This is a genomic window from Sphingopyxis sp. Soil_C_28, from assembly GCF_057657055.1.
In genome coordinates this window covers 433,316-458,776 of sequence record NZ_JBDGJE010000001.1, presented here as the reverse complement: position 1 = coordinate 458,776, position 25,461 = coordinate 433,316, and the positions used below count along the sequence as shown (strand labels likewise).

The window sequence follows — 25,461 nt, the reverse complement described above, 5'->3', positions numbered from 1 at the left end:
TGGGGACGAGGTCATGAAATTCCGTGTCGCAGCACTGGCGCTCACCGCGCTGCTTTCCTCCCCCGCTCATGCCAGAGGCTTTCTGAAAGTCGACGGCACGCAGATCGTCGACGACAGCGGCAAGCCCGTCATTCTGCGCGGTATGGGGCTCGGCGGCTGGATGCTCCAGGAAGGCTATATGCTGAAACTCGGCGAGGTCGGGCAGCAGCATAAAATCCGCGCAAAGCTGGTCGAGCTCGTCGGCGAGAAGCGCACCGCGGAATTTTACCGCGCCTGGCTCGACAACCACACGACCGAGGCCGACATCGCCGCGATGGCGAAATGGGGCTTCAATTCGGTACGCCTGCCGATCCATTTCGACCAGCTCACCCTGCCCGCCGACAAGGAGCCCCAGGCCGGTCGGGATACATGGCATGAGGACGGCTTCACGCGCATCGACCGCCTTCTCGAATGGAGCAAGGCGAACCGCATTTACCTGATCCTCGACCTCCACGCCGCGCCCGGCGGTCAGGGCAACGACCTTGCCATCTCCGACCGCGACCCCGCCGAACCATCGCTCTGGCAAAGCGAAGAGAACCAGCGCAAGACCGTCGCACTGTGGAGCAAGCTCGCCGCGCGTTACAAGAGCGAGCCATGGGTCGGCGGCTACGACCTGATCAACGAGCCCAATTGGAGCTTTGCGACCCCCGGCAAGGGCAATGGCTGCGACGAGACCGAGAACAGATCGGTCTGGAGCCTGCAACGGCGGATCACCGCCGCGATCCGGGCGGTCGACAAAAAGCATATCGTGATCATCGAAGGGAATTGCTGGGGCAATAATTACAAAGGCCTGCCGCCCGCGTGGGATGCCAATATGGTACTGAGCTTCCACAAATATTGGAACCGTAACGACGAAGCGAGCATCGCCGAGATCAAGGCGCTGCGCACCCGTTACGGCCGCCCGATCTGGCTCGGCGAGTCGGGCGAGAACAGCAATGGCTGGTATCGCGATGCGATCGCGCGCGTCGAGGGCGACGGCATCGGGTGGAATTTCTGGCCGCTCAAGAAAATCGGCTTCAACCAGCCGCTCGAGATCATCGCCGGCGACGGCTGGATGCAGATCGTCGCATGGATGACCGGCAAGGGGCCGAAGCCAGAGGCCGATGCGGCCTTTGCCGCAATGATGCAACTTGCCGAAAACAGCCGCTTCGACAGGAACATTCCGAAGCCCGATGTCATCGATGCGATGCTGCGTCAGCCGCACGACCCCGCCACCCGCCCCTTCACCGCCCGTCTGCTCGACAAGACGCCGTTGACGATCCGCGCCGCCGATTATGACCTGGGGCCGCCCGAAGAAGCCTATCACGACAGGGTCGATGCCAATTATCATGTCGCGACGGGCGGCGAGCGGACGCCATGGAACAATGGCACGACCTATCGCAACGACGGGGTCGATATCGCACGCGACGCCGACGCCGCCCCCTATGTCGACGATTTCGTCACCGGTGAGTGGATGCGCTACAGCGCCGATGTCGCAAAATCCGGCCGCTGGACGGTAACCGCCCGGGTGCGATCGGCAAAAGGCGGGCGTATCGGCATCGACGAGCGCGGGGTCGCGATTCCGTCCGGTACCGCGTGGCAGATGATCAAACTTGCCGACGTCGACTTGCCCGCCGGGCCCGGCACTGCAACGCTGCGCGCGATCGATTGCAGCGATTGCGAGGTAGCCGAACTGATCTTCACCCCGCGCTAGAGCGGAACCACTCCGCCCGCCCGCGCGTCCTGTCTGCACAAGCGGACGGGGGCCTGCTGTGGAGAATAGTTTATGTCCATGCTTGCCGTCTTTATCGGTCGCCTGTTCATCGCCGTGATTTTCATCGTGTCGGGGATCAACAAGCTGATCCATGTGTCCGACACCAGTTCCATGATTGCGAGCGCGGGTTTGCCCGGCGGCCTCGCGATTCCGGTTGGGATCTTCGAACTCGTCGCCGGGGTCTGCATCGCGCTCGGCATCGCAGCGCGGCTGTGGTCGATCCTGCTCGCGGGCTTTGTCCTCGCCACCATCCTCTTCTTCCACCGCGAGGTCACCGATCCGGTTCAGGCCATGGCAGCGATGAAGAATCTGGCGATCGCCGGCGGCCTGCTCTGCCTGTTCGGCTATGGCCATACCCGCTGGAGCTATGACGCGCTGCGTCAGCGCCGCCGCGACGAGCTGACGGCGCACCAAACGGAACAACGCGCCACCGAGGCCGAGCTACGCGCGGCGCGCGCCGAGGGTCGCGCCGAAGCAGCCGGCACACCCGTCGTCGTCGAAAAGCGCCCCTTCTGGCGCCGCTAGACCTTCGAGCTTGGCAAGCTTCCTCGCCTGCGCTAGCCTCCACTTAACGTTTACGTAAAGGGAGTATGGCCATGGCGGGGACCCGCGAATTCGACATCATCGTCTATGGCGCAACTGGCTTCACCGGGCGCCTTGTCGCCGAATATCTCGCCAGTCATTATGCGGGCCGCAAGGACGCGCCCAAATGGGCGATGGCGGGACGCAGCGCCGACAAGCTTGCCGAAGTCCGCTCGCTTGTCGGCGCGCCGAAGGACACGCCACTGATCGTCGCCGACGCGAGCAATCCGGCCAGTCTCGACAGCATGGCGGCGCGAACGCAGGTCGTGTTGACGACCGTCGGCCCCTACCAGCTTTATGGCACCGAACTCGTCGCCGCGTGCGTCAAGGCGGGCACCGCCTATGCCGACCTCTGCGGCGAGCCCGGCTGGATGCGCGAGATGATCGACGAATATCAGGACGCGGCCAAAGCGTCGGGCGCGCGCATCACCTTCAGCTGCGGGTTCGACAGCATTCCCTTCGACCTCGGCGTCCATTTCCTGCAAGCTGAAGCAATCAAACGCCACGGCAAGCCCGCGCCGCGCGTCAAGGGTCGCGTGCGCAAGATGGCGGGCGGCGCGTCGGGAGGCACGATCGCGAGCCTTACCGAGACGATGAAGGCGATCGCGCGCAAACCCTCGCTCGCGCTTCTGCTCAAATCCAGTTTCGCGCTGACCCCGGGTTTCGAGGGACCGTCGCAGCCGACCGGATTGATCCCCGAATATGACAGCGCGACGGGCACCTGGACCGCGCCGTTCGTGATGGCGGCGATCAATACCAAGAATGTCCACCGCACGAACTTCCTGCTCGGCCACGCATGGGGTGCCGACCTTGTCTATGACGAGATGATGATGACGACGATCGGCGACGCCGGAAAGGCGATGGCGGAAGCGATTGCGAAGGCGAACCCGTTCGGCGAGTCGAAGCTGAAACCCGGCGAAGGCCCGAGCAAGGAAGAGCGCGAAAACGGCTTCTATGACGTCCTGTTCATCGGTGAATATCCCGACGGTACGACGGTTCGCGCAAGCGTGCAGGGCGATCGCGATCCCGGCTATGGCTCGACGTCAAAGATGCTCGCCGAAACCGGCATCGCGCTGCTCGCAAACAAAGGCGAAGGCGGCGTATGGACCCCGGGCGCGCTGCTCGGCGATGCGCTGATCGACCGGCTCACCGCCAATGCGGGCCTGACCTTCCGGATCGAGGAATGACGACAAGATGACAACCTCTCCCAGCGCCCTCGACGCGCTGCTTTCGACACTGCGTACCGAAGAGGGCGTGGCAAAAGCGCATATCGACGAAGGGTGGATGCAAGGGCGGACCGCCTATGGCGGGATCAGCTCGGCGGTCGCGCTGGCGGGCACGATGGCGCTCCATCCGACCGAAACGCCGCTCCGTTACGCCCAGATCAGCTTCGTCGGCCCGGTGGGTGGTGATTGCACGGTGAATACGCGCGCGCTGCGCCAATCGAAATCGAGCCTGTTTGTCGATGCCGGCGTATCGAGCGACGCGGGGTTCGGCACCGCCGCTGTTTTCGCCTTCTCCGGCGACCGCAAAAGCCACCTCGACCATAATCGCTTGACCATGCCCGATGCGCCCGACCCCGATAAGTTGGCGGCGGTGCCCGATCATCACGCGCGCCCGTCCTTTGTCCGTCATTTCGACATGCGCCCAACCACCGGGCCACGCTTTGCATGGAAGAGCGACGTCGGCGAATATTTGACCTGGGTTCGCTATGTCGAGGAACCCGCGTGCCATCCCGCGATCGCGCTGCTCGCGATGGGTGACGCGCTGCCCCCCGCGGCGATGGCGTTGTTCAGCGAGTTCGGGCCGATCAGCTCGATGAACTGGACCGTCAACATGCTCACCGCCGCGCCCGAAACCGACGATGGCTGGTGGCTGCTCTCGGCAAAGACCGGTTATGCGCGGCACGGTCTGTCGGTACAGGACATGATGCTGTGGAACCGGGCGGGCGAACCCGTGCTCAGCGGCAGTCAGGCGATCGCGATCTACGCCTGAACAGGAAACGAAATTACCGCATCGAGCCCGCCGCCGGCCCGATTGCCCAGCGTCAACGCCCCGCCCTCACCTTCGGCGATATCGCGCGCGATCGACAAGCCCAGCCCGGCACCGCCGGTGGCGCGGTTACGCGATTGTTCGCCGCGCGCGAAGGGTTCGATCAATATCCGGATCTGCGCGTCGGTCAGGCCGGGGCCATCGTCCGACACGATGATCCGCGCATGACCGCCTTCGACGGCAACCGACAGCCGCGCCCGTGTGCCATAAGCAATCGCATTGTCGGTCAGGTTGCGTAGCGCGCGCTTAAGCAGCATCGGGCGTGCGAGCACGCTGGCGCCGGCAATATCGCCAAGCGCAACATCCTTGTCGCGCTCCTGATAGTCGGCGACGAGTTCGCCGACCAGTTCGCGAAGCGGGATGCGCTCCGGCGCCTCGGTCCCCGCACCCGACCGGGCCAGCGCCAGAATGTCGCTGAGCATCGCGGTCATTTCCTCGATGCTTGCGATCATCTTGTCGCGCAGCTTTTCATCGTCGATCTGCTCGACGCGCACGCGCAGACTGGCGAGCGGGGTGCGCAGGTCGTGCCCCACTGCGCCGAGCATCCGGTCCTTGTCCGACAGCATCGTCGAGATCCGGCCGCGATAGGCGTTGAAGGCACCGATCAACTCGCGGACATCAGACGGGCCCTCCTCCTCGAGCGGCTCGGCATCGCGCAGTGCCGGATTGGCGCGCGCCGCGCGCGTCAGGTCGCGCAGCGGCCGGGCGGCGCGATAAGCGATCAACATGATGGGGACGAGAAGGAGCAGATAGAGCGACAGCGTCTGCCAAACGAGAAAGCCCTGCAATCGGTTGCCGCCCGCCGCAATGCGCGTACGCACGGCGAAATAGCGCCCCTCAACCTTCGCGACGACGATCACCGCACGATCGGGAAAGTCCGGCCGCCGCACTCGCTGACGCGGTGGGAGCACCCAGGCATCGATTGCCTCCGCACCGATGTTGGTCTCATCGAGCAAGCCGCGGACATAATTTGCAAGGTCGGGCAATCGTACGGCGCCGACAGGAAGCGGTGGTGGAGTATCCGAGATCACGAGTTTTTGCGCCCGCTCGCGCGCTTCATCGCCGCTTCGCGGCCGCCTGAACTCGCCGCGTCGATCGCGCTCGATCGCATCGATGACACGCGCGACGGCCATTCCGCCGCCATGCGCCAGAGTCTGCTGCCGCTGCCCGCGTGACAGCAGGACAAAATTGATCCCCTGCGCGACGAACAGCATCACCGCCACCGCGAATACGAGCTGCCCGATCAGGCTCCTGGGCCAAAGGCGCAGCTTCACACTGCAGGGCCCATGCGTTTGACTTCGCAGGCGAGGGTATAGCCGCCGCCCCACACCGTCTTGACGAGTTGGGGATGCGCGGCGTCGATCTCGATCTTCTTGCGCAGCCGGCTGACCAGATTGTCAATCGCGCGGTCGAAAATATCGGCCTCGCGCCCGCGCACCATGTCGAGCAGGCGGTCACGGCTCATCACCTGCCGCGGATGGCGCACCAGCGCGTGGAGCAGGTGATATTCGCCCGACGACAGCGCGACCTCATTGCCTTCACCATCGACGAGCACGCGCTCGACTTCGCGTAGCACCCAGTCGCCAAAGGCATAATAGGTGCCGCCCGGATCGAGCGCGCGCCCGCCCTGCTGCGCACGGCGCAATACGGTGCGGATTCGCGCGACAAGCTCGCGCGGGTTGAAGGGTTTTACGACATAATCGTCGGCGCCGATCTCCAGCCCGACGATCCGTTCGGTGTCCTCGGCGCGCGCGGTCAGCAAGATGACGGGAATGCTGCTCGTCTCGCGCAAATGGCGGGTAAGCGACAGGCCATCCTCGCCGGGCATCATGATGTCGCTGACGACCAGGTCGATGCCCTGCGCCCGCAGTACGGATCGCGCCTCGGCGGCGCTCGCGACGTCGGTGACGGCAAAGCCCTGCGCGGTCAGATATTCGCCGAGCGGCTCGCGGATCGAGGGCTCATCGTCGATCAGCAGGATGCGGGGCGTGTCGCTATCGGTCATCGGGTTTCCGTCAAAAGAAATGCTAGTTCGCCCACCGGTCGCGGGGACCGATGGGCGATAGCTGGCAGGGACCGGCAACAAAGGCAATGCCGGGAGGGGGAGGAAGGCCCTACACTAGGCCGCCGAGCCCCTGCCAAATGGCTTTACTGGTTCGCGGGCGCGGTCGGGGCTGCGCCGCGCTTGGCACGCCATGCGGCACGCTGGGCCTGACGTTCCTCGGCGGTCACCTGACCATCCTTGTTCGCGTCAGCCGCGTCAAAGCGTGCGAGCGCCGCGGTCTGGAACTCGGCCTGACTGATCACCTTGTCGCCATTGCCGTCGGCTTTCATCCAGCCGCCGCGACCACCGTGCATGCCATGACCCCCGCGCTTGCCATGATGGCCGCGCATGCCGTCGCGCTTGCCTTCGCCGGCTTCACCGGCAGCAACGCGCCTTTCCTTGCGCTCGCCACGCTTGGCAGCGCGATCGGCACCATGCTGGTCCCATTCGGCCTTGCTGATGCTGCCGTCCGAATTGCCGTCGAATGCGGCAAAGCGTTTCGCCTGCATTTCGGTCTGACGAACCGCACGATCGGCCGCGTCGATCTTGCCATCCTTATTGGCATCCATCTTGGCGAACATCTGCGTCGCGTTGGCCTGCGCCTCGGCGCGGGTGAGCACACCATTGCCATCGGCATCGCCCTTTGCGGCGCCACCGGGTGCGGCAAGAGCGGGCACGGCGAGGAGCGCAGCACCCAAGGTCAAAAAAGTGATTTTCTTGTTCACGTAACGAACTCCTTCATGAGACCCGCGGAGGGAAAACCGCATCTCGATGAAAGCGTTCTAGGTGCCATTTGTACCAGCGAGTTGCCGGAACTAGGAATAATTGTCGCAAAATGTCGCAAAATCGCCTTGCCGTTCATTTTCCGGCAAGCGCGAAAAAGAAGAGACGGCCACGCGCTCCTGATAGAAACACGTGGCCGTCTGTTGCCGCCATTTTAACCGGGACTTGTCGGAGAATCATCGTCCTTGTCGGCAATAAGGATAATGGCGCCGACACCGACCAGCAGACCAACAAGCCCGATGATCCAACTCGAATTGCCCTCGAGTTCATTTTCGCCGTCAGCAACTGAGACGGCACCAACGCCGCCCATTGCCGACGCAGCTGACGCTGCGACCGGCGCCGCGACCATAGAAATTGCCGCAAAAGATATTGCCGCCTTTTTGAGCATGCTCATGTCGTTCTCCATTCTGGAAACTCCCCTGCCGAACCCAATCAACGAACCGCGCGGCCCATCGATCCGCGCCGGGAGCGGCGTTCATCGCGGAAGTGGGACGGGTCAGCCCATCGGCGGTGCGCCCCCAGACAGCACAGAAATTCGCGCAGGGCGCCAGCCTGTTGCGGCTGACGTGCACCGACCCTAGGCTCTCCCGATACCCACAGGAGAGAGAGATTCGTATGACCGACCACGCGCCCGATCGACGCACAGTTTTGGCGGGAATTGGCAGTCTCGCTGTCGTCAGCGCGGCGAATCCCGTCGCGGCCAGGGAAACCGCCGACGCACGCCTCGACACCCTCTTGTCTGCTCAGTTCGAGCGGGGCTTGCGCGACGATCCGACCCGCGCGACATCGCTCGGCATCGACACCGGCGCTCGCGCGGCGCTGCGCGCCCAATTTCCGGACTGGTCCGCTACCGCGCGTGCCGAACGAACACGCCGGATCGACGGCGACCTATCCGCGGTGCGCGCCATCAAAGCCGAAACACTCGGCCCCAACGCCCGCATCGCGCATGATAGCGCCGAATTTGATCTGGTGACGCGCCAGAAACTCGCGCGCTTCACCTATCACACCGGCGGCTTCGGGCATCGCCCCGGCCCCTATGCGGTGACGCAGCTCGGCGGCTTCTACACTGGAGTCAGCACCTTTCTCGACAGCCAGCATCCGGTCGAGAACAAAGCCGATGCCGACGCCTATATGATACGGCTTCAGACTGTTTCCACGCTGTTCGATGCCGACACGGAAATCGTGAAAAATAACGCAGCGATGGGCGTCGTTGCGCCGCGTTTCATCCTCGACCAGGCCTTGCAGCAACTGGGCCGCCTCCGCGATGGCGATGTCGCGAGCAAGACGCTCGTCGCGTCGATCGCGAAGCGCAGCACCGCTATCGGCCTGACGGGCTATGGCGACCGCGCGGCGGCCGTCTTCGAAGGTCCGATCCGTGCGGCCCTCTCCCGCCAGATCGACGCGCTGACCGCGCTGCTGCCGCGCGCGGGCACCGACGCCGGCGTGGCGCGCCTGCCCGAAGGTGAGGCCTATTATGCCGCAACGCTGGCGCAGCATACGACGACCAGCCTTAGCGCAGCCGAAATCCACCGCATCGGACGCGAGCAGGTCGCCGATCTCACGTCGCGGATGGACGTGCTGCTGAAGGCGCAGGGTTACAAGGACGGCAGCATCCGCGACCGCCTGAACGCGCTCGGCAAGGCCGAAGGCCAGCTTTTCGCCAACGACGACGCCGGACGCGCCGAAATGCTCGCTTATCTCAACGGGCTTCTCGTCACGGTCCGCGGCAAGCTGCCGCAGGTGTTCAGCCGGTTACCGAAAGCGCCTTATGAAATCCGCCGTGTCCCGCCCGAGATCGAGATCGGTGCGCCGGGTGGCTCGGCGCAGGCAGGAACCCCGGATGGCTCGCGGCCCGGCATCTTCTTCATCAACCTGCGCGATACCGCCGAATGGCCGCGTTATACCTTGCCCACGCTCGCTTATCACGAGGGCGCACCGGGCCATTTGTTCGAGGGCGCGCTGAAATTCGAAGACGCCGAACTGCCGCTCTACCGGCAGGCGGCATCGGTGACCGCATATGGCGAAGGCTGGGGACTTTATGCTGAACAGGTCGCCGACGAACTCGGAATGTATGCGGACGATCCGCTCGGCAAGATCGGCTATCTTGCCTCCTACGCCTTTCGCGCATCGCGGCTGGTCGTCGATACCGGCATCCATGCGATGGGATGGAGCCGTGAGCAGGCGATCAATTATATGGTCGAAAATTCCTCGAATTCACCGAGCGCGTCGCGCACCGAAATCGACCGTTACATCGTCTATCCGGGACAGGCCTGCGCGTACAAGGTCGGCCAGATCGCAATCAGCCGCGTGCGCGATGAGGTTTCCAAACGTCCAGGCTATGACATCAAGCGCTTCCACGATGTCGTTTTGGGCGCCGGGCGTATCCCGCTTGCGGTGCTGGAACGCTGCGTCCTCGCGGCTTTTCCGGCCTAGAAACGAGTAAGCCCCGTCGCATTTCTGCGGCGGGGCTCCCTAGGTTCCGTCCGAAGACAGGAACCATATTCTATCTTCTCTTTCGATCCGATAGATCAATGAAACGCGGCGGGCTCGATATGGTTCCCGCCGCGTTCGATTTTTATGTGATCTTTCGCGCCGCCGCCGATCCGAGGATCAGGAACAGCACGACGAGCGCCAGACCGACAAAGAACAGTATCTTCGCGATGCCGGCCGCTGCACCTGCCACGCCGCCAAAACCAAGAACCGCGGCAACCAGCGCGATCACAGCAAAGATCAAAGCCCATTTGAACATGCGAGGTCTCCTTCGATGGGTCAGAGCAGGACGCGGGACATCGCTTCGAAAGTCCCAAAAAAGGCTTTCGAGGAAACAGGCGATCGATTGCCGCGTCTCTGGTCTCTGAATATTGCGTACCGAAGGAAAACGACGGATGCGGGTGAAGGTTCCTGCCAACGACGCAAGCTTCGTGTCGATCGGCTATTGCCTATTCAGTTCGCGATGCGTTTATGCGCTCAATAATCGAGGGAATTTTCATGCCGATATCGTTTCTGACCCGGCTGCTCACGGCAGCCGCATTTGCCATCTATATTCCAGCGTCGGCCGGTGCCCAGCAAAGTGACCCCGCACCGACCCAAGGCACCGTCTGGCTGAACAAGCAGATGGCCGCCCTCGCCGAGCGTCATGGCGCCGACGGCTGGCGCGTCACCCCCAGCGGCCTGCGCTGGCGCCGGATTGCCGGCGACGGCAGCGGTGCGCACCCAGGCCCGACCGACAATGTCACGGTCCATTATGTCGGCACCTTCGCCGACGGCCGCGAGTTCGACAGCTCAGTACGCCGCGGCGAACCGACGACCTTCCCGCTCAACCGCGTGATCGAAGGCTGGCAGGAAGGCGTCGCGCTGATGGGCGTCGGCGACAAGGTCGAACTCGCGATTCCCTGGCAGCTTGCCTATGGGCCCGACGGCAAAGGCCCGATCCCCGGCGGCGCGACCTTGCTGTTCACCGTCGAATTGCTGAGTGTCGAACCGGCGAGGTAATTATCGGGAAGGACCTGGAGCGGGTAGCGGGAATCGAACCCGCCTAGCTAGCTTGGAAGGCTAGAGCATTACCACTATGCTATACCCGCATCGCCAAGGTCGGCGGCGATTGCCATTTTGCCCCTCTCTCGTCAAGCGCTTCGTCGAGCGCGCCATTGAGAACATCTTGGCAACATGCTAAAGATACGCCGTGCAAGACGGCGAAGACCAGCCCCCGGGCGACATCGCGGACGCCACGGTCCGCAAGATCATCCATGTCGATATGGATGCCTTTTACGCGTCGGTCGAACAGCGCGACGATCCGTCCTTGCGCGGCAAGCCCGTCGCGGTCGGCGGCTCGTCGCGGCGCGGCGTCGTCGCGGCAGCGAGTTACGAAGCGCGCAAGTTCGGGGTCCGCTCGGCCATGCCCAGCATCACCGCAAAGCGCCAGTGCCCCGACCTCATCTTCGTGCCGCCGCGCTTCGACGCCTATCGCGAGGTTTCTCAGCAGATCCGCGCGATCTTTCACGACTATGCCGACGAGGTCGAGCCGCTGTCGCTCGACGAGGCCTATCTCGACGTCAGCGCCGACAAGGCCGGACTCGGCAGCGCGACCGCGACCGCCAGATTGATCCGCCAGCGCATTCGCGAAGAAACCGGTCTCACCGCCTCCGCCGGCGTCTCCTATAATAAATTCATCGCGAAGCTCGCCTCCGACCAGAACAAACCCGATGGCATGACCGTCATTCCCCCCGGCCGCGGCGCCGCCTTTGTCCAGACGCTGTCGATCCGCCGCTTCCACGGTATCGGCCCCGTCACATCGGCAAAGATGGAGGGACTCGGTGTCTTTTCGGGCGCCGATCTCGCGGGAAAAGACCCGATGTGGCTCGCCGAGAATTTCGGCAACAGCGCCGAATGGCTTTATAATCTCGCACGCGGGATCGATCATCGCCGCGTCAAGTCGAACCGTCCGCTGAAATCGCTGGGTGGCGAGCGCACCTTCTTCAACGACCTGATCACCGACACCGAAATCCGCGAAGCGCTCGCGCATGTCTGCACGGTCGTGTGGGACCGCGCGGCAAAGAAAGGCGCGCGGGGCCGCACCGTGACGCTCAAGCTGCGCTATGCCGATTTCAAAACCATCACGCGCGCCAAATCGGTCTCTGCTCCGATCCTCGACGGCACATCTTTGCTCGCTGCGGGCGAAGCGATCCTCGCCCCGCTGCTCCCGACCGAACAGGGCATCCGCCTGCTTGGCGTCACTCTGAGCAAGTTCGAGGGCGAAGAAGATGAAGAGGAGGAAGGCGCCGCCGCGCCTTCGGACCTTCTCAGCCTTATTTAGCCAGAGCGGGCGCGACTTTCCTGATCTCCACCTTCATCTTCGGCGACAGCGTGGAGAAGGCGCAGCGAACGAGCGTGTCCTCCGTCACCTGGATGCCTTCAGGGCTTGGCGCGCCGGTGCGCAACATCATGCGGCTGGGGGCCAACGATTTCACATGGAAATAGCCGACGCCTTCGGTCTCGCCGAGCTGCATGTTGGTAAAGCCATCCTTCAGCACGGTGGTACGGCCGATGTTTTCCAGTTCGGCGACGGGCCCCATGCTGGCGTTCGGCCCGTAATAATAGACCGCGCCCCAGCGCGCGCCGTCAAAGATATAGCCATTGGTCGCGCTCGCGCATGGGCCGGCCGCGTTGATCCACAATCCCTGCGCGATCGGCAGGCTGATTTTTGGCTGCGCCCATGCGGGCGGCGCGTTCAGCAACAGCACCGCGGCGAACGACAATCCCAATCCGCGCATCGACAGCTCCCACCTTTGCCTGACCCGGCATGATGGTGAGCCTGTAGCAAGGCGCAATCAAGCCTGAGCATCACGCCGCCGGGGCGAAGCGCCGTTCCTTCGTCGCCGTAAAGCGGATCGCCGGGTGACGCTGCGTCACATATCCGACTTCCCACGCGTCCTTCGCCATGAACACCGGCGCGCCGTCGCGATCGGTCGCCGCCGCGCCGCGGTTGTCGGCCTGGAACGACTTCAACGCCGCGGCATCGTCGCTCGCGATCCAGCGCGCGGTGTCCCACGGCGACTGCTCGAGCTTTGCCTCGACCTTATATTCGGCATCGAGGCGGCTGATCAGCACGTCGAGCTGGAGCTGTCCGACGACGCCGACGATCATGTTCGAGCCGATTTCGGGATAGAAGACCTGGATGATCCCTTCCTCGGCCATATCGTCGAGTGCCTTGCGAAGCTGCTTGGTCTTGGTCGGATCGACAAGCGCGACGCGGCGCAGCAGTTCGGGTGCGAAGTTCGGCAGGCCGGTGATCGTGATATCGCTGCGTTCAGACAGCGTGTCGCCGACGCGCAGCGTGCCATGGTTCGGAATGCCGATGATGTCGCCCGGAAACGCCTCTTCGGCCATTTCGCGGTCCTGCGCGAGGAACAGCATCGGGCGGCTGATCGCGATCGCCTTGCCCGTCCCGCCTTGCATCAACCGCATGCCGCGTTCGAATTTGCCCGAGCAGAGGCGCATGAAGGCAATACGGTCGCGGTGTGCGGGGTTCATGTTCGCCTGCACCTTGAACACGAAGCCGGTGACGGCGGCGTCGGTCGGATCGACCGGCGCCGGCTCGGCGGGCTGCGGCTGCGGCCCCGGCGCGTGCTTCGCGAGGCCGGCGAGCAGGTCGACGATGCCGAATTCCTTCAGCGCCGATCCGAAAAACACCGGCGTCAGGTCGCCATTGCGATACGCCGCGCCGTCGAAAGGCGCATAACAGGCCGACGCCAGCTCGGTTTCTTCCTCGAGCAGCGCCATTGCGCGCGGCGACAGCCGCGCAGCAAGCATCGGGTCGTCCAGCCCTTCGACTGCGATCCGTTCGCCCTCATACATTCGCGACGCATCGCCGCTGGGCACCATCAGCGCCGGGTCGACGAGATCGTAGATGCCCTCAAACTGTCCGCCCATGCCGGCGGGCCAGTTCATCGGGCAGACGTCGAGAGCGAGGCGGTCGGCGACCTCGTCGAGCAGCTCGAACGGGGTCTGCCCTTCGCGGTCGACCTTGTTGATGAAGGTGATGATCGGCACCGAGCGCAGCCGGCAGACTTCGAACAATTTCAGCGTCTGCGGCTCGATACCCTTGGCGGCATCGATGACCATCACCGCGCTGTCGACCGCGGTCAGCGTGCGATAGGTGTCTTCGCTGAAATCCTCGTGTCCCGGCGTGTCGAGCAGGTTGAAGACCAGCCCAGCATGTTCGAAGGTCATCACCGATGAGGTGACCGAAATCCCGCGCTGCTGTTCGATCTTCATCCAGTCGGAGCGTGCACGCCGCGCGGCGCCGCGCGCTTTGACCTCGCCCGCAATATGGATCGCGCCGCCGGCGACGAGCAATTTCTCGGTCAGCGTCGTCTTACCCGCGTCAGGATGCGAGATGATGGCGAAGGTACGGCGGTCGGGATGCTTCTGGGACATGGCGCGGGCGCCTAGCAGGTGGCAGGGCAAGTGGAAAGGGCTGGCGTCGGCGCCGCAGCGGCCGCATGGTCAAGATATGCGAACCCTGCTCCTCGCCGCCGCGCTGATCGCCCTCCCCGCCGCCGCGCAGGATTCCCCCTTCGTCGGCGAATACAGCCTCACCGAAGGGCCCGACGTCGGCGGCGGGCTCTTGATACGCAATGATGGCCGTTTCCAATATATGCTCGCGGCGGGCGCCCTCGACGAGCGCGCCGAGGGCCGGTGGGAAGCACGCGACAACATGGTCTGCCTCACCACCGATCCCAAACCGGTGCCGCCCGCGATGGAGAAAGGCGCGCTGATCGAGGTCGATGGCGGTGTCCCCACGCTGCTCGTCACCTGGCCGGGCGGCAAAGGCATCCCCGGCGTCGATTTCACGATCGGCTTCGACAGCGGTGATCCCGTCGAGGATTACACACAAGTCTATGGCTGGACGATGCCCGACGACGACAAGCGCATCCCGCGCTGGATCGAAGTGCGCGAACCGATCTATGGAATCACCGCGCCGCGCTATGAACTGACCGAAGCCGACGGCGGCAAGCTGCGCGTGATCATTGTTCCGAACGACATCGGCGTCGTGAATTTCGAGGGTGCCTGCGCCGAAAAGACCGAGCGTGGGCTGACGCTGCATCGCGCTGAGGGCGATATGCGGTTCGCGCGGCTGGGCGACCCTTAAAGCCCTAAAAGCCTCGCATGCACGCAACGAATTTATGTCCTTTGAGGCCTTAAGGCGACAAAAGATACGCATGCGGACGCGAAAACTGTCTCTTTTGTCGCTTTAGGAAACATGTAGCGGACGCCGACGATTTCAAAGACCAAATCCGAGGCTGGCACGGCACGATAATGTAGGAAAGCGTTTTCAGTTGATCGTCTGGAAGCCGCGTTGGGGGTGGAAAGCGGATGGTCCCCGTCGTCACCCCGGGCTTGACCCGGGACCCGCCTTCCTTCCCCTCTACGTTGAAAGGCGAGACAGGCCCCGGGTCAAGCCAAGGGTGACGATTAAGGGGCACGTCCTCCCTGTCGCGCAGCGATGGGGAGGGGACCGCCGCCGCAGGCGGTGGTGGAGGGGCCGCAACGTCGCGCCATGGGCCCCTCCGTCAGCGCTTCGCGCTGCCACCTCCCCATGGCTTCGCCACAGGGAGGATCGCATGTCCGCAATTGGTCGTACCGGACATCTCGCCTCCCGACCCCTTCCCTCTTGCACTCCTCCCGCAAATGAGTCACAACTTTACGTGAACGTAAAGGTAAAGCACCTGCGAGAGGATTCTTCCCCATGACCGACATCCCGACCTTCGACACGATCAAGCTCGACATCACCGACCATGTCGCGACGATCACGCTCAACCGGCCCGACCGCCTGAACTCGATGCCGCCCGCGATGGCCGACGATATCCGCTCGGCGCTCGACTATCTGCCGCTGCTCGGCGCACGCGCGCTGCTCATCACCGGCGAGGGCCGCGGCTTTTGCTCGGGCGCCGATCTGGGCGGCGACCGCACCGCGTCGGCGGTCGGTGGCGGCGCGAACAGCCGCAAGGCGCTGCGCAACCATTATAACCCGATGCTGCTCGCGCTTGCGAACCTCGACATTCCCGTCGTCACCGCAGTGAACGGCCCTGCTGCGGGTGTCGGATGCAGCTTTGCGCTGTCGGGCGACTTCACGATCGCGGGCAAGAGCGCCTATTTCCTCCAGGCCTTTGTCAACATCGGCCTCGTCCCCGACGGCGGCTCATCATGGTTGCTGCCGCGCCTGATCGGCCTGCCGCGCGCGACGCAGATGATGATGCTGGGTGAGAAGATTTTGGGCGAACAGGCCGCCGATTGGGGCATGGTCTATAAATGCGTCGATGATGCCGACCTGTTGAGCGAAGCGCGCGCGCTCGCCACGCGCCTTGCGAACGGCCCAACGGTCTCGCTGGGCACAATGCGCAAGGTCCTGCGCGATGGTCTTTCACAAAGCTATTCGGAGACGCTCGACGCCGAAGCGAAGGGCCAGTTCATCGCGGGCAACAGCGCCGACGCGGTCGAGGGCATCATGGCATTCGTCCAGAAGCGCAAGGTCGAATTCAAGGGCAAGTAAGCCCCACAAATGTGAACCCCGGCGAAAGCCGGGGTTCACTAACGCCAGATGACTCCGGTTTTCGCCGGTTTTTTTTGCTTACTCCGCCGCTTCCTCGACCATTACCTTTTTGTAGATGCTCGTGCGCGGATAGGAGCAGAGGCGCATCACCATCGGCTCGAAAAATTCCAGCGGCTCGCTGTCGTAATCGGGGTCGAACGCCGGCGCGTCATATTTTTCGCAGAATTCGGCGCAAGCAGCATAATGCGGGCTGTCTTTGAACTGGTCGCGCATGTCACGGTCGAGCCCGAGATAGTGGAAGAAATAGTGGCCCTGGAACACGCCATGGTGCTGGACGATCCACAGATTTTCCTCTGACAGGAAGGGCTTCAGGATCGCCGCGGCGACGTCGGGATGGTTGAACGCGCCCAGCGTGTCGCCGATGTCGTGGAGCAGCGCCATCACGACATATTCATCGTCGCGGCCATCGCGGTGCGCGCGGGTCGCGGTTTGCAGGCAATGTTCGAGCCGGTCGACCGGAAAACCGCCATAATCGCCGCCGAGCAGCTTCAGATGATCGAGGATGCGCTTGCCATTCTGCGGTGCGAATTCTTTCTGTTCGCGCGCGATAATGTCCCAATCTTCCTGCGTTCCGTCGATCATCGAGCGGAATTTGGCGTGATCGTGCGTCATCTCGTTCATGGCAGCCTCTCCTTTTGGCCGCCAGTCTAAGCCATTCGTTTCTCTTCGCAACCTTATATGAGCGACAGAGATCGCAGGCCGCCACCATCTGGAAGCAGCCTGCGTCCACCTGCGTCACGCAAAAAATCAAGGAAGCGCGGCCCAACCGCCCATGAGTTCCGAAAAAAACGACCCATCCAAAGTTGCCACAGTATGATATCGATGGTCATCGCCCATGGTCATATAGCTATAGGACCACTGCTCATTCCCCGATCGATCTATGTAAATATCCGATACAACTATGCCGGAGCCCCCGCTCACGTGTAGAATTTCTTCATTTGAAAGATCGCGCATAACTACCTTCTCCAAACAAGAGTTGGATAAAGAACGTCTCAATTAACATCGCGACTGTCAACACCATAATAAATCACTTCTTCCGCAGTAAGGCAACGCCGAGTCGACTGGTCCTCCCCGCTCCCCTTGATTGCCTTCTGACGATACATGACGTTCGTCAGCAACTTTCGCGAAACCCCCATCTTGATCAAGAAATCATTGTCTTCACTTGCCAACATCGCGGCATCTTGCTCAACTTCCCCGATCAACTCCGTAGTGGCGTCCGTCCCCATAGCGACGCTCATGTCGATCGCACTGCGATCTCCGGTCCGTGTGAACATATGAACTATAAAGAGCCCGCCGCGATCCACATATCGTGGCATCCCGCCCATGAAGACGAAATTGCACGCACTGAAGCACGCCCACCCCTCCGGTATGCGTGTGGTGAGGCCTGTCTGCGCGCGAATGATGCGTCCCGCAGCGTTGCCCGCACGTGCATCCCCACCCGGTGAGCGCAGCCATATCTCTTCGACGTCCGGATTGGCACCAAGAGCCTTCCGCAATCGGTTCGGCAAATCCGGATCCACGCGCCCCTCGGCAAGCAGGACCTTCACACCGCCCCGCATCGCAGGAGTCAATTGCATCGTTGAATTGTTCGACCAGTTGGGATTAAGCGGGCAGCTTCTGTTCACGGGATCCATCGGCGTCGCGCCAAGCGTCAACAGCGCCAACAGGCCAAGCAACGGATGACGGAGCCGCTTCATCCTTCAGCTATCGCATAGCGCGGTTGCCCTGGCTCCTTGCACATCCGCTTGGTCGCCCGGGTCTCTTCACCGTCCACGATGACAAAGTCGGTTACCTTGATACATTTTCGGCCGCCCGCCTCGTCATTGCGTGCGACGACCATCGACGACCCACTAACATTCTCGCGCGTTTCGCTCGTCCAGTTGGCCGTCGCGCCAACCTCTTCGCCGCGTGTCACCTCTTCGGTCGCCGCCGCCGCCTGAACCTGCTCGGCAGGATCGAGTCGGCACGCGATCGCGTCGGTCAGCGTCCCGCTGACTTCGCCGATCGGGACGTAGCTATAGACGCCCGCCTTGCTAGCGGCGTCGCCGACCGCGTCGTTGATCACATTGCCGAGGATATTGCGGCCGATGCTGCTGCCCTTCTTGCCCTTGGGACAGCCGCCATTGCCTTCCTCACTCGGCTTGGGGGCTGGCGTCGTGACCTTGCGAAGCAGGCTGCCGAACTGCGCCTGTGCCGGCGTAATCGCGAGCAGGCAGGCGGCCAGTACGGCCGGGGTCGCCAATATTTTACGCATCATAAAATCCACCCTTGCCGCGCCCGAAACCGGGCAACCATGCGACCTCTTTAGGGGTAGTTCATGCCACCCGCTGTGATTTTCATCAACTCTTGCGGAAATCTCTGCCACACAGGTTGAATTAGCGATGAATATGTCACAGTAACGCCGCCATGCTCTCGCAAAAGACCCGCTACACGATCCGCGCGTTCCAGCATCTTGCCGACCATTGGGGCAAGGGCCAGGTCCAGCTCGCGGATATAGCGGACGCGCAGAACATCCCGCCCAAATTCCTGACCGTCATCCTTTCGGAAATGGCGCGCGAAGGCCTGCTCATTTCGCAGCGCGGGCGCGATGGCGGCTATCAGCTCGCGCTGCCACCGATCGACATCAGCTATGGCGACCTCGTCCGGCTGACGCGCGGATCGCTCGCGCTCGTACCCTGCGCTGCGCGCAACGCGCATGAAGTTTGCAAGAATTGCCTGCCCGAATCCGAATGCCGGATGCGCAGCCTGATGCTGAAGGTCCGCGACGACACCGCGTCGATTCTCGACCGCATCACGCTCGCCGATCCGATCAAGATGGAGCCGCTCTTCGAAAAGGAAGAGGCGGCCGAATAGCGGCGGCCCGCCTAGGTCCGAGGAGTAGCGCATGAAGCGGATCGTCACCGGACTGGCTCTTTCCCTGTTGGCCCTGCCCCATTCCGCCACCGCCAAAGGCGCGGTTGAAACGGTCCCTCTCTATGCCCGGACGCTCAGCTTCACGCTTCCCGTCGATATGGTGCGCGCGAATGACAAGGATAATGGCTCCAACCTGCTGATCGAATATGTGCCGCGGGGTGAAACGGTCGCCAACTGGACGCGGCTGGTGACGATCCAGGCGTATCGCGGGCTCGGCACCTCGCCGCAACCGACGGCGCAGATCGCGCGGCAGGCCTTTTATCCCGCGGCGTGCAAGGTCGGGCTGATCTATCAGGACAATGGGGAGGAAGCGCTGGCCGGCAAGCTCAGGCGCTCACTGATCATCAACGGCTGCGCCTCGCTGCCGCCCGGCGCTTACCCGAAAGCGCTCGCGGGTGCGGGCGAGCAGGACTTCATCCTGATCTTTCGCGACAGCGACACGATCTACACGCTCAACTATGCGGTGCGCGGCAAGCCCTTCGCGGGCAAGGCCCCGCCGATCGCGCTCGCCACCGCCGAAACGCTGCTCAAGAATGTCTTTGGAGAGATACGGCTGGAGCCGTGAGCGAAATGGTGGAGCCTAGCGGGATCGAACCGCTGACCTCCTGCATGCCATGCAGGCGCTCTCCCAGCTGAGCTAAGGCCCCGTACCATTTCTGCCGATCGTCCCTCTGGGTGGTGCGATCGGGTTGCCGCCTTTAACAGTGCAGGCGAGCGATGCAAGGGGCCAAATGCATCTTGCGATGCCTTTTTGGCCCCCCACAGAAAAAATCAGGTTTCGACGTCGTCGTCGTCCGCCGTCGCAACGCCCAGATCGTCGTCGCCGCCGAGGTCGACGTCATTGTCGGGCGAATCATTGTCCTCGTCGACATCGACGTCGAGATCCAGATCCTCGTCGACGACGACCTCTTCCTTCACGACCTTGCCGGGCTTTTCGACTTCGAACGGGGTCGACTGCTTGGATTTCAGAACCGATTCCGGGATCCAGTTGTAACCGCAGTTGATGCAGTTGATCGGATCATCCTTGGTCAAATCATAGAATCGGGTTGCACATTTCGGGCAGCTACGCTTCGTGCCCCATTCAGCCTTTATCATAAATGCCTCATAACCTTCTGGAAAGAGATTAGAATTTCTGGAAAGCGACGGGTGCCTGCGCGGCATCCATCAAATCGGCGTGCGCCTTGCCAGATTGCAAGGCCGCTGTCAAAAGCGCCCACGCCATGACCGACCAAACCGCCACGCCGCGCAGCTTTTCCGCTTCCGTTCCGCTTGAAGGTAGGATCGCGATTCCGGGTGACAAGAGCATCTCGCACCGCTCGCTGATGCTTTCCGCTCTGGCCGTCGGGGCCAGCCGGGTTACCGGCCTGCTCGAGGGGCATGATGTTCTCGCCACCGCCGCCGCGATGCGTGCGATGGGCGCAACGATCGAACGCCAGGGCGATGGCGAATGGGTGATCGACGGTGTCGGGGTCGGCGGGCTGCTCCAGCCCCGCGAAGCGCTCGACATGGGCAACAGCGGCACCTCGACCCGCCTGCTGATGGGCCTCGTCGCAAGCCACCCGATCACCGCGACCTTTGTCGGCGACGCCAGCCTGTCGGGCCGCCCGATGGGCCGCGTCATCGATCCGCTGTCGCAGATGGGCGCCGACATCTCGGCATCTCCCGGCGGACGCCTCCCCCTCATGGTGCGTGGCCTCGCTCCCGCCATCCCCCTCGCCTACCGCCTCCCCGTCGCCTCGGCGCAGGTCAAGAGCGCCGTGCTGCTTGCGGGCCTCAACACGCCGGGCATCACCGAGGTGATCGAACCCGTTCCTACCCGCGACCATAGCGAACGCATGCTGCGCGGCTTTGGCGCCGAGCTGACCGTCGAGACCGATGTCGACGGGACGCGCCATATTCGCATCCGCGGCGAGGCCGAACTCAAGCCGCAGACGATCGTTGTGCCCGGCGACCCGTCGTCGGCCGCCTTTTTCATCGTCGCCGCGCTGCTCGTCCCGGGCTCCGACGTCATCGTCGCCAATGTCGGCCTGAACCCGACCCGTGCGGGACTGGTCGAGGTCCTCAAACAAATGGGCGGCGATATCGAGTTGCTGGATGCCCGCACCGTCGGCGGCGAGCCCGTTGCCGACCTGCGCGTTCGCCACAGCCTGCTCAAGGGCATCGACGTCGACCCGGCGATCGTCCCGAGCATGGTCGACGAATTCCCAATCCTGTTCGTCGCTGCCGCGCTCGCCGAGGGCCGGACGGTCACGACCGGCCTCGACGAACTGCGCGTCAAGGAAAGCGACCGCATCGCAGTCATGGCCACCGGCCTTGCCGCGATCGGTGCGCGCGTCGACGAGACCGAAGACGGCCTGATCATCGACGGCACCGGCGGCGAAGCGCTGCCCGGCGGCGCGACCATCGCCGGCCACCTCGACCACCGTATCTGCATGAGCTTTGCGATCGCGGGCCTTGTCAGCAAGGCGCCGGTGACGATCGACGATATCGCCCCCGTCGCAACCAGCTTCCCCAATTTCGAGAACCTGCTGACCGTGCTTCAGCAATGATCATCGCCGTCGACGGGCCCACCGCGTCGGGCAAGGGCACGCTCGCCCGCCAGCTCGCCGAGCATTTCGGCCTCCCCGTGCTCGACACCGGGCTGCTCTATCGCGCGGTCGGCTATCAGACCCAGCTCAATCATGGCGATGCCGACGATGCCATCGACGCGCTCGCCGCGTGCGATTTCCCCGACAGCCTGCTGGACGATCCCGCGCTGCGCTATGAAACCACCGGCGGCCTCGCCAGCCGCGTCTCGGTTCATCCGCAGGTCCGCGCCGCACTGTTTCAACGCCAGGTCGATTTTGCCAACCAGCCGGGCGGCGCCGTGCTCGACGGACGCGACATCGGCACCGTCATCGCGCCGCACGCCGACGCAAAGCTGTTCGTCACCGCCAGCCCCGAGGAGCGCGCGCGCCGCCGTCACGCCGAGATGCGCGGCCGGGGCGTTGATGTGACTTATGACGCCGTGCTCGCCGACGTGCACGCCCGCGATGCGCGCGACACCGGCCGGGCCGACGCGCCGCTGCTCCGCGCGGCCGACGCGATGCTGCTCGACAATACCGGCATGGACAAGAGCGCCGCGCTCGCCGCTGCCATCGCCTTCGTCGAAGGGCGCCGGACGCGCCGCGGCTAAAACCGGCTTTCCGCCTTGCTTTGGTGGGGGGTGCGGACTATATGCGCGCCGTCCGACGGGCTATATTGCAGGTCGAGGCATGGTCAAACCGCCGCTCGAAACCCGAGCGCCGGGCGTGATGGGATGAACCCGTCGCGCCCATTCTGCTTTGCCCATGGCTTGACGGCAATGGTTCGAAGGATGCTGTGTCCTGCATCCGGCAGGCATGGCAGATCGGCCATTAAGACCAGCGGAACCAACCGCTTGGCCGGAACAAATGAAGTAAGGAAACACATCTATGGCCACTACGGCTTTCCCGACGCGCGACGATTTCGCCGCGATGCTCGATGAATCGCTTGGTGGTGCCGACGGCGGCTTTGAAGGCCGCGTCGTCAAGGGCACCGTGACCGCGATCGAAAACGACCTGGCAGTTATCGACATCGGCCTGAAGAGCGAAGGCCGCGTGCCGCTGCGCGAATTCGCGATGCCGGGCCAGAAGGCCGACATCAAGGTCGGTGACGAAGTCGAAGTCTATGTCGACCGCGTCGAAAACGCCAATGGCGAAACCATGCTGTCCCGCGATCGCGCCCGCCGCGAAGCCGCCTGGGACCGCCTGGAAGAAGAATTCAACAAGGAAGCTCGCGTCGAAGGCGTCATCTTTGGCCGCGTCAAGGGCGGCTTCACCGTCGACCTCGGCGGCGCCGTGGCGTTCCTTCCCGGTTCGCAGGTCGACATCCGCCCCGTGCGCGACGTCGGTCCGCTCATGGACCTGCCGCAGCCCTTCCAGATCCTGAAGATGGATCGTCGCCGCGGCAACATCGTCGTGTCGCGCCGCGCCATCCTCGAAGAAACGCGCGCCGAACAGCGCTCGGGCCTGATCCTGAACCTCGAAGAAGGCCAGATCATCGAAGGCGCCGTCAAGAACATCACCGATTATGGTGCGTTCGTTGACCTCGGCGGCATCGACGGCCTGCTCCATGTCACCGACATGAGCTATAAGCGCGTCAACCACCCGAGCGAAGTCATCAACATCGGTGACACCGTCCGCGTTCAGATCATCCGCATCAACCGCGACACGCAGCGCATCAGCCTCGGCATGAAGCAGCTCGAAAGCGATCCGTGGGAAGGCGTCGCCGCCAAATACCCCGTCGGTGCGAAGCTGTCGGGTACGGTCACGAACATCACCGACTATGGTGCGTTCGTCGAACTCGAAGCCGGCATCGAAGGCCTGGTCCACGTCAGCGAAATGTCGTGGGTCAAGAAGAACGTCCACCCCGGCAAGATCGTTTCGACGAGCCAGGAAGTCGATGTCATCGTCCTCGAAGTCGACAGCGACAAGCGCCGCATCTCGCTGGGCCTCAAGCAGGCTCAGTCGAACCCCTGGGGCGCATTCGCTGATACGCATCCGGTCGGTTCGGTCGTCGAAGGCGAAGTCAAGAACGCGACCGAATTCGGTCTGTTCGTCGGCCTGCCGGGCGACGTCGACGGCATGGTTCACATGTCGGACATCGCGTGGGGCATCTCGGGCGAAGAAGCGCTGCACCTCCACCGCAAGGGCGAGGCCGTGCAGGTCGTCGTTCTCGACGTCGACGTCGAGAAGGAACGCATCAGCCTTGGCATCAAGCAGCTTGAAAAGGGTGCTCCGGCCGTTGGCGGCACCGGCGCCGCTGCTGCTGGTTCGGTGAAGAAGAACGACGTCATCACCGTCACCGTCCTCGAAGTCCGTGACAACGGCCTCGAAGTTCAGGCTGGCGACGATGGCGCCACCGGCTTCATCAAGCGCGCCGATCTTGGCCGCGACCGCGACGAACAGCGCGCCGAACGTTACCAGGTCGGTCAGAAGTTCGATGCGATGGTCATCGGCTTCGACCGCTCGAAAAAGCCGAACTTCTCGGTCAAGGCGATGCAGATCGCCGAAGAGAAGCAGGCTGTCGCACAATATGGTTCGTCGGACTCGGGTGCCTCGCTCGGCGACATCCTCGGCGAAGCACTGAAGGCCGGCAAGAAGGATTAATTTCCTCTTCCCGCCGTCAGGCGAAACAAAAGGCCCGCAGAGTGTCCCTCTGCGGGCCTTTTTGTTTCGGCGATATATTTTGACCAAGCCATGATTCGTGATACCTTCCCCCCGCGTTGGGAGGGGTCTCACGCAAAAAAGACCGGCAATGACCGGATGCCTGCCTCGGCGGGAAATGCGTGACTGTATAATAGGGGAAGCACATGATCCGGTCAGAACTGGTTCAAAAGATCGCGAGCGAAAACAGCGATTTGCGGCTCGAAGAAATCGAGCGCATCGTTGATACTTTCTTCGATTCCATCGTCGAACAGCTGGCCGCTGGGGGCCGTGTCGAACTGCGGGGATTTGGGGCCTTTTCAACCCGTTCGCGCGACTCGCGCACCGGTCGCAATCCGCGAACCGGCGCTGCAGTCGACGTGAAGGCGAAAAGCGTGCCCTATTTCAAGCCGGGCAAGGAAATGCGCGAGCGCCTGAACGATTGACACCGTGCACCGCACCGTCGTGTAAAGCGCCACGGACGACGCCCATGCGCGGCGGCGCCAGGGCGCTTTGCGGACAGTTTTCAAGATAGCAGCAGATCGGATCGCCGACCTTCAGCTTCCCCTGCTCCTGCAATTGCAGGATCGCCACCGCGGTGAACTGCTTGATGACCGATCCGAACAGATAGGTTGTGTCGGGCTTGTTCGGCGTACCCAGTTCGTAATTCGCCATGCCATAGCTTTTGACGAAAACGGGTTCGCCATCGCGTGCGATCAGCGCGGTCCCGCTGAACATGTCGTTCCGGACTTGCGCCTGCAGATACGCGTCGGCCTTCTCGATTACTTGGTCCACAACCGGCAGCGGAGCGGCGGCTATCGCGATCGTGGAAGCGGCTGCCGCTTTCGCAGCAACCGGTGACGGCGCCAGCAGCGCCCATATCACCGGAAAGCACAGGGTTGCCGCGCGAAACTTCAATGTGGTCATATTGCCTCCCGAAATGTCGGTTCGGCAATACAACCGCGACGTCCCGCCGCCA

27 protein-coding genes and 2 tRNA genes are annotated in these 25,461 nt (G+C 63.2%); 15 read left to right on the top strand and 14 right to left on the bottom strand.

What is annotated here, in order from left to right; translation table 11 throughout:
- The first annotated feature begins 13 nt into the window (after positions 1-13).
- From AC3A43_RS02100 to AC3A43_RS02085, 4 genes are all read left to right on the top strand, one after another.
- Positions 14-1,732, top strand: coding sequence for a cellulase family glycosylhydrolase (locus tag AC3A43_RS02100; protein WP_487790889.1), 1,719 nt, complete (start codon positions 14-16; stop codon positions 1,730-1,732).
- A gap of 72 nt (positions 1,733-1,804) precedes the next feature.
- Positions 1,805-2,317 carry a DoxX family protein gene (locus AC3A43_RS02095; protein WP_487790888.1) on the top strand — a complete coding sequence of 171 codons (513 nt, stop codon included), beginning with the start codon at positions 1,805-1,807 and terminating at the stop codon, positions 2,315-2,317.
- A 71-nt stretch (positions 2,318-2,388) separates the two neighbouring features.
- Positions 2,389-3,561 carry a saccharopine dehydrogenase family protein gene (locus AC3A43_RS02090; RefSeq protein WP_487790887.1) on the top strand — a complete coding sequence of 391 codons (1,173 nt, stop codon included), beginning with the start codon at positions 2,389-2,391 and terminating at the stop codon, positions 3,559-3,561.
- A 7-nt stretch (positions 3,562-3,568) separates the two neighbouring features.
- Positions 3,569-4,369 carry an acyl-CoA thioesterase gene (locus tag AC3A43_RS02085; protein ID WP_487790886.1) on the top strand — a complete coding sequence of 267 codons (801 nt, stop codon included), beginning with the start codon at positions 3,569-3,571 and terminating at the stop codon, positions 4,367-4,369.
- On the opposite strand, the gene AC3A43_RS02080 is transcribed toward AC3A43_RS02085, so the two are convergent.
- The 4 genes from AC3A43_RS02080 to AC3A43_RS02065 all read right to left on the bottom strand — a co-directional run bounded on the left by AC3A43_RS02080 (position 4,360) and on the right by AC3A43_RS02065 (position 7,647).
- Entirely contained in the window at positions 4,360-5,700 is a 1,341-nt protein-coding gene (locus AC3A43_RS02080) for an ATP-binding protein (RefSeq protein WP_487790885.1), read from the bottom strand. The two genes, AC3A43_RS02085 and AC3A43_RS02080, sit on opposite strands and share 10 nt — an antisense overlap.
- A complete protein-coding gene (locus tag AC3A43_RS02075) occupies positions 5,697-6,431 on the bottom strand; it encodes a response regulator (protein WP_487790884.1) in 735 nt (244 codons plus the stop codon). The genes AC3A43_RS02080 and AC3A43_RS02075 overlap by 4 nt, the downstream gene beginning before the upstream one ends.
- A gap of 143 nt (positions 6,432-6,574) precedes the next feature.
- On the bottom strand, positions 6,575-7,195 hold the full coding sequence (locus AC3A43_RS02070; protein WP_487790883.1) for an EF-hand domain-containing protein: 621 nt from the start codon (positions 7,193-7,195) through the stop codon (positions 6,575-6,577).
- A gap of 212 nt (positions 7,196-7,407) precedes the next feature.
- Complete coding sequence (locus tag AC3A43_RS02065) at positions 7,408-7,647, bottom strand: hypothetical protein (protein WP_487790882.1); 240 nt, start codon at positions 7,645-7,647, stop codon at positions 7,408-7,410.
- A 221-nt stretch (positions 7,648-7,868) separates the two neighbouring features.
- Between AC3A43_RS02065 and AC3A43_RS02060 the strand changes: the two genes are divergently transcribed.
- The gene (locus AC3A43_RS02060) at positions 7,869-9,686 is read left to right on the top strand and encodes a DUF885 domain-containing protein (protein WP_487790881.1); all 1,818 of its coding nucleotides are present in this window, start codon (positions 7,869-7,871) and stop codon (positions 9,684-9,686) included.
- Between the two features lie 142 nt (positions 9,687-9,828).
- On the opposite strand, the gene AC3A43_RS02055 is transcribed toward AC3A43_RS02060, so the two are convergent.
- A complete protein-coding gene (locus AC3A43_RS02055; RefSeq protein WP_082521313.1) occupies positions 9,829-10,002 on the bottom strand; it encodes a DUF1328 domain-containing protein in 174 nt (57 codons plus the stop codon).
- A 239-nt stretch (positions 10,003-10,241) separates the two neighbouring features.
- Here AC3A43_RS02055 and AC3A43_RS02050 point away from each other — a divergent pair, with 239 nt between their 5' ends.
- Complete coding sequence (locus AC3A43_RS02050) at positions 10,242-10,745, top strand: FKBP-type peptidyl-prolyl cis-trans isomerase (protein ID WP_487790880.1); 504 nt, start codon at positions 10,242-10,244, stop codon at positions 10,743-10,745.
- Between the two features lie 15 nt (positions 10,746-10,760).
- Here the strand turns inward: AC3A43_RS02050 and AC3A43_RS02045 are convergent.
- Positions 10,761-10,834: transfer RNA gene (locus AC3A43_RS02045), tRNA-Gly, on the bottom strand.
- A 101-nt stretch (positions 10,835-10,935) separates the two neighbouring features.
- Between AC3A43_RS02045 and dinB the strand changes: the two genes are divergently transcribed.
- Positions 10,936-12,066, top strand: a complete 1,131-nt coding sequence (dinB, locus tag AC3A43_RS02040) for a DNA polymerase IV (RefSeq protein ID WP_487790879.1) — start codon at positions 10,936-10,938, stop codon at positions 12,064-12,066.
- On the opposite strand, the gene AC3A43_RS02035 is transcribed toward dinB, so the two are convergent.
- Together AC3A43_RS02035 and AC3A43_RS02030 are read right to left on the bottom strand one after the other, a co-directional pair.
- The gene (locus AC3A43_RS02035; RefSeq protein ID WP_487790878.1) at positions 12,059-12,523 is read right to left on the bottom strand and encodes a hypothetical protein; all 465 of its coding nucleotides are present in this window, start codon (positions 12,521-12,523) and stop codon (positions 12,059-12,061) included. The two genes, dinB and AC3A43_RS02035, sit on opposite strands and share 8 nt — an antisense overlap.
- A gap of 70 nt (positions 12,524-12,593) precedes the next feature.
- Positions 12,594-14,189: a peptide chain release factor 3 gene (locus tag AC3A43_RS02030; protein WP_487790877.1), complete on the bottom strand. Its 1,596-nt coding sequence runs from the start codon at positions 14,187-14,189 to the stop codon at positions 12,594-12,596.
- Between the two features lie 76 nt (positions 14,190-14,265).
- On the opposite strand from AC3A43_RS02030, the gene AC3A43_RS02025 reads away from it, so the two are divergent.
- Together AC3A43_RS02025 and AC3A43_RS02020 are read left to right on the top strand one after the other, a co-directional pair.
- Positions 14,266-14,904 (top strand): hypothetical protein, encoded by a 639-nt coding sequence (locus tag AC3A43_RS02025; RefSeq protein WP_487790876.1) that lies wholly within the window; start codon positions 14,266-14,268, stop codon positions 14,902-14,904.
- Between the two features lie 597 nt (positions 14,905-15,501).
- Positions 15,502-16,305, top strand: a complete 804-nt coding sequence (locus tag AC3A43_RS02020) for an enoyl-CoA hydratase-related protein (protein WP_487790875.1) — start codon at positions 15,502-15,504, stop codon at positions 16,303-16,305.
- A gap of 78 nt (positions 16,306-16,383) precedes the next feature.
- Here the strand turns inward: AC3A43_RS02020 and AC3A43_RS02015 are convergent, their stop codons facing one another.
- From AC3A43_RS02015 to AC3A43_RS02005, 3 genes are all read right to left on the bottom strand, one after another.
- The gene (locus AC3A43_RS02015; protein WP_487790874.1) at positions 16,384-16,986 is read right to left on the bottom strand and encodes an HD domain-containing protein; all 603 of its coding nucleotides are present in this window, start codon (positions 16,984-16,986) and stop codon (positions 16,384-16,386) included.
- A gap of 371 nt (positions 16,987-17,357) precedes the next feature.
- Entirely contained in the window at positions 17,358-18,062 is a 705-nt protein-coding gene (locus tag AC3A43_RS02010; RefSeq protein WP_487790873.1) for a COG3904 family protein, read from the bottom strand.
- Entirely contained in the window at positions 18,059-18,622 is a 564-nt protein-coding gene (locus AC3A43_RS02005; protein ID WP_487790872.1) for a hypothetical protein, read from the bottom strand. Before AC3A43_RS02005 ends, AC3A43_RS02010 begins: the two co-directional genes overlap by 4 nt.
- 149 nt (positions 18,623-18,771) lie before the next feature.
- Here AC3A43_RS02005 and AC3A43_RS02000 point away from each other — a divergent pair, with 149 nt between their 5' ends.
- Positions 18,772-19,218, top strand: a complete 447-nt coding sequence (locus AC3A43_RS02000; RefSeq protein WP_487790871.1) for an RrF2 family transcriptional regulator — start codon at positions 18,772-18,774, stop codon at positions 19,216-19,218.
- Between the two features lie 31 nt (positions 19,219-19,249).
- On the top strand, positions 19,250-19,843 hold the full coding sequence (locus tag AC3A43_RS01995; protein ID WP_487790870.1) for a hypothetical protein: 594 nt from the start codon (positions 19,250-19,252) through the stop codon (positions 19,841-19,843).
- 6 nt (positions 19,844-19,849) lie between these two features.
- On the opposite strand, the gene AC3A43_RS01990 is transcribed toward AC3A43_RS01995, so the two are convergent.
- A tRNA-Ala gene (locus AC3A43_RS01990) sits at positions 19,850-19,925 on the bottom strand.
- Between the two features lie 124 nt (positions 19,926-20,049).
- A complete protein-coding gene (locus AC3A43_RS01985; protein WP_487790869.1) occupies positions 20,050-20,373 on the bottom strand; it encodes an FYDLN acid domain-containing protein in 324 nt (107 codons plus the stop codon).
- A gap of 125 nt (positions 20,374-20,498) precedes the next feature.
- On the opposite strand from AC3A43_RS01985, the gene aroA reads away from it, so the two are divergent.
- The 4 genes from aroA to AC3A43_RS01965 all read left to right on the top strand — a co-directional run bounded on the left by aroA (position 20,499) and on the right by AC3A43_RS01965 (position 24,928).
- A complete protein-coding gene (aroA, locus tag AC3A43_RS01980; RefSeq protein WP_487790868.1) occupies positions 20,499-21,827 on the top strand; it encodes a 3-phosphoshikimate 1-carboxyvinyltransferase in 1,329 nt (442 codons plus the stop codon).
- Entirely contained in the window at positions 21,824-22,453 is a 630-nt protein-coding gene (locus AC3A43_RS01975; protein ID WP_487790867.1) for a (d)CMP kinase, read from the top strand. Before aroA ends, AC3A43_RS01975 begins: the two co-directional genes overlap by 4 nt.
- A gap of 277 nt (positions 22,454-22,730) precedes the next feature.
- Positions 22,731-24,446: a 30S ribosomal protein S1 gene (gene rpsA, locus AC3A43_RS01970; RefSeq protein WP_487790866.1), complete on the top strand. Its 1,716-nt coding sequence runs from the start codon at positions 22,731-22,733 to the stop codon at positions 24,444-24,446.
- Positions 24,447-24,649: 203 nt separating this feature from the next.
- The gene (locus AC3A43_RS01965) at positions 24,650-24,928 is read left to right on the top strand and encodes an integration host factor subunit beta (RefSeq protein ID WP_487790865.1); all 279 of its coding nucleotides are present in this window, start codon (positions 24,650-24,652) and stop codon (positions 24,926-24,928) included.
- On the opposite strand, the gene AC3A43_RS01960 is transcribed toward AC3A43_RS01965, so the two are convergent.
- Positions 24,888-25,409, bottom strand: coding sequence for a serine hydrolase domain-containing protein (locus AC3A43_RS01960; protein WP_487790864.1), 522 nt, complete (start codon positions 25,407-25,409; stop codon positions 24,888-24,890). The genes AC3A43_RS01965 and AC3A43_RS01960 overlap by 41 nt on opposite strands.
- Positions 25,410-25,461: the final 52 nt, after the last annotated feature.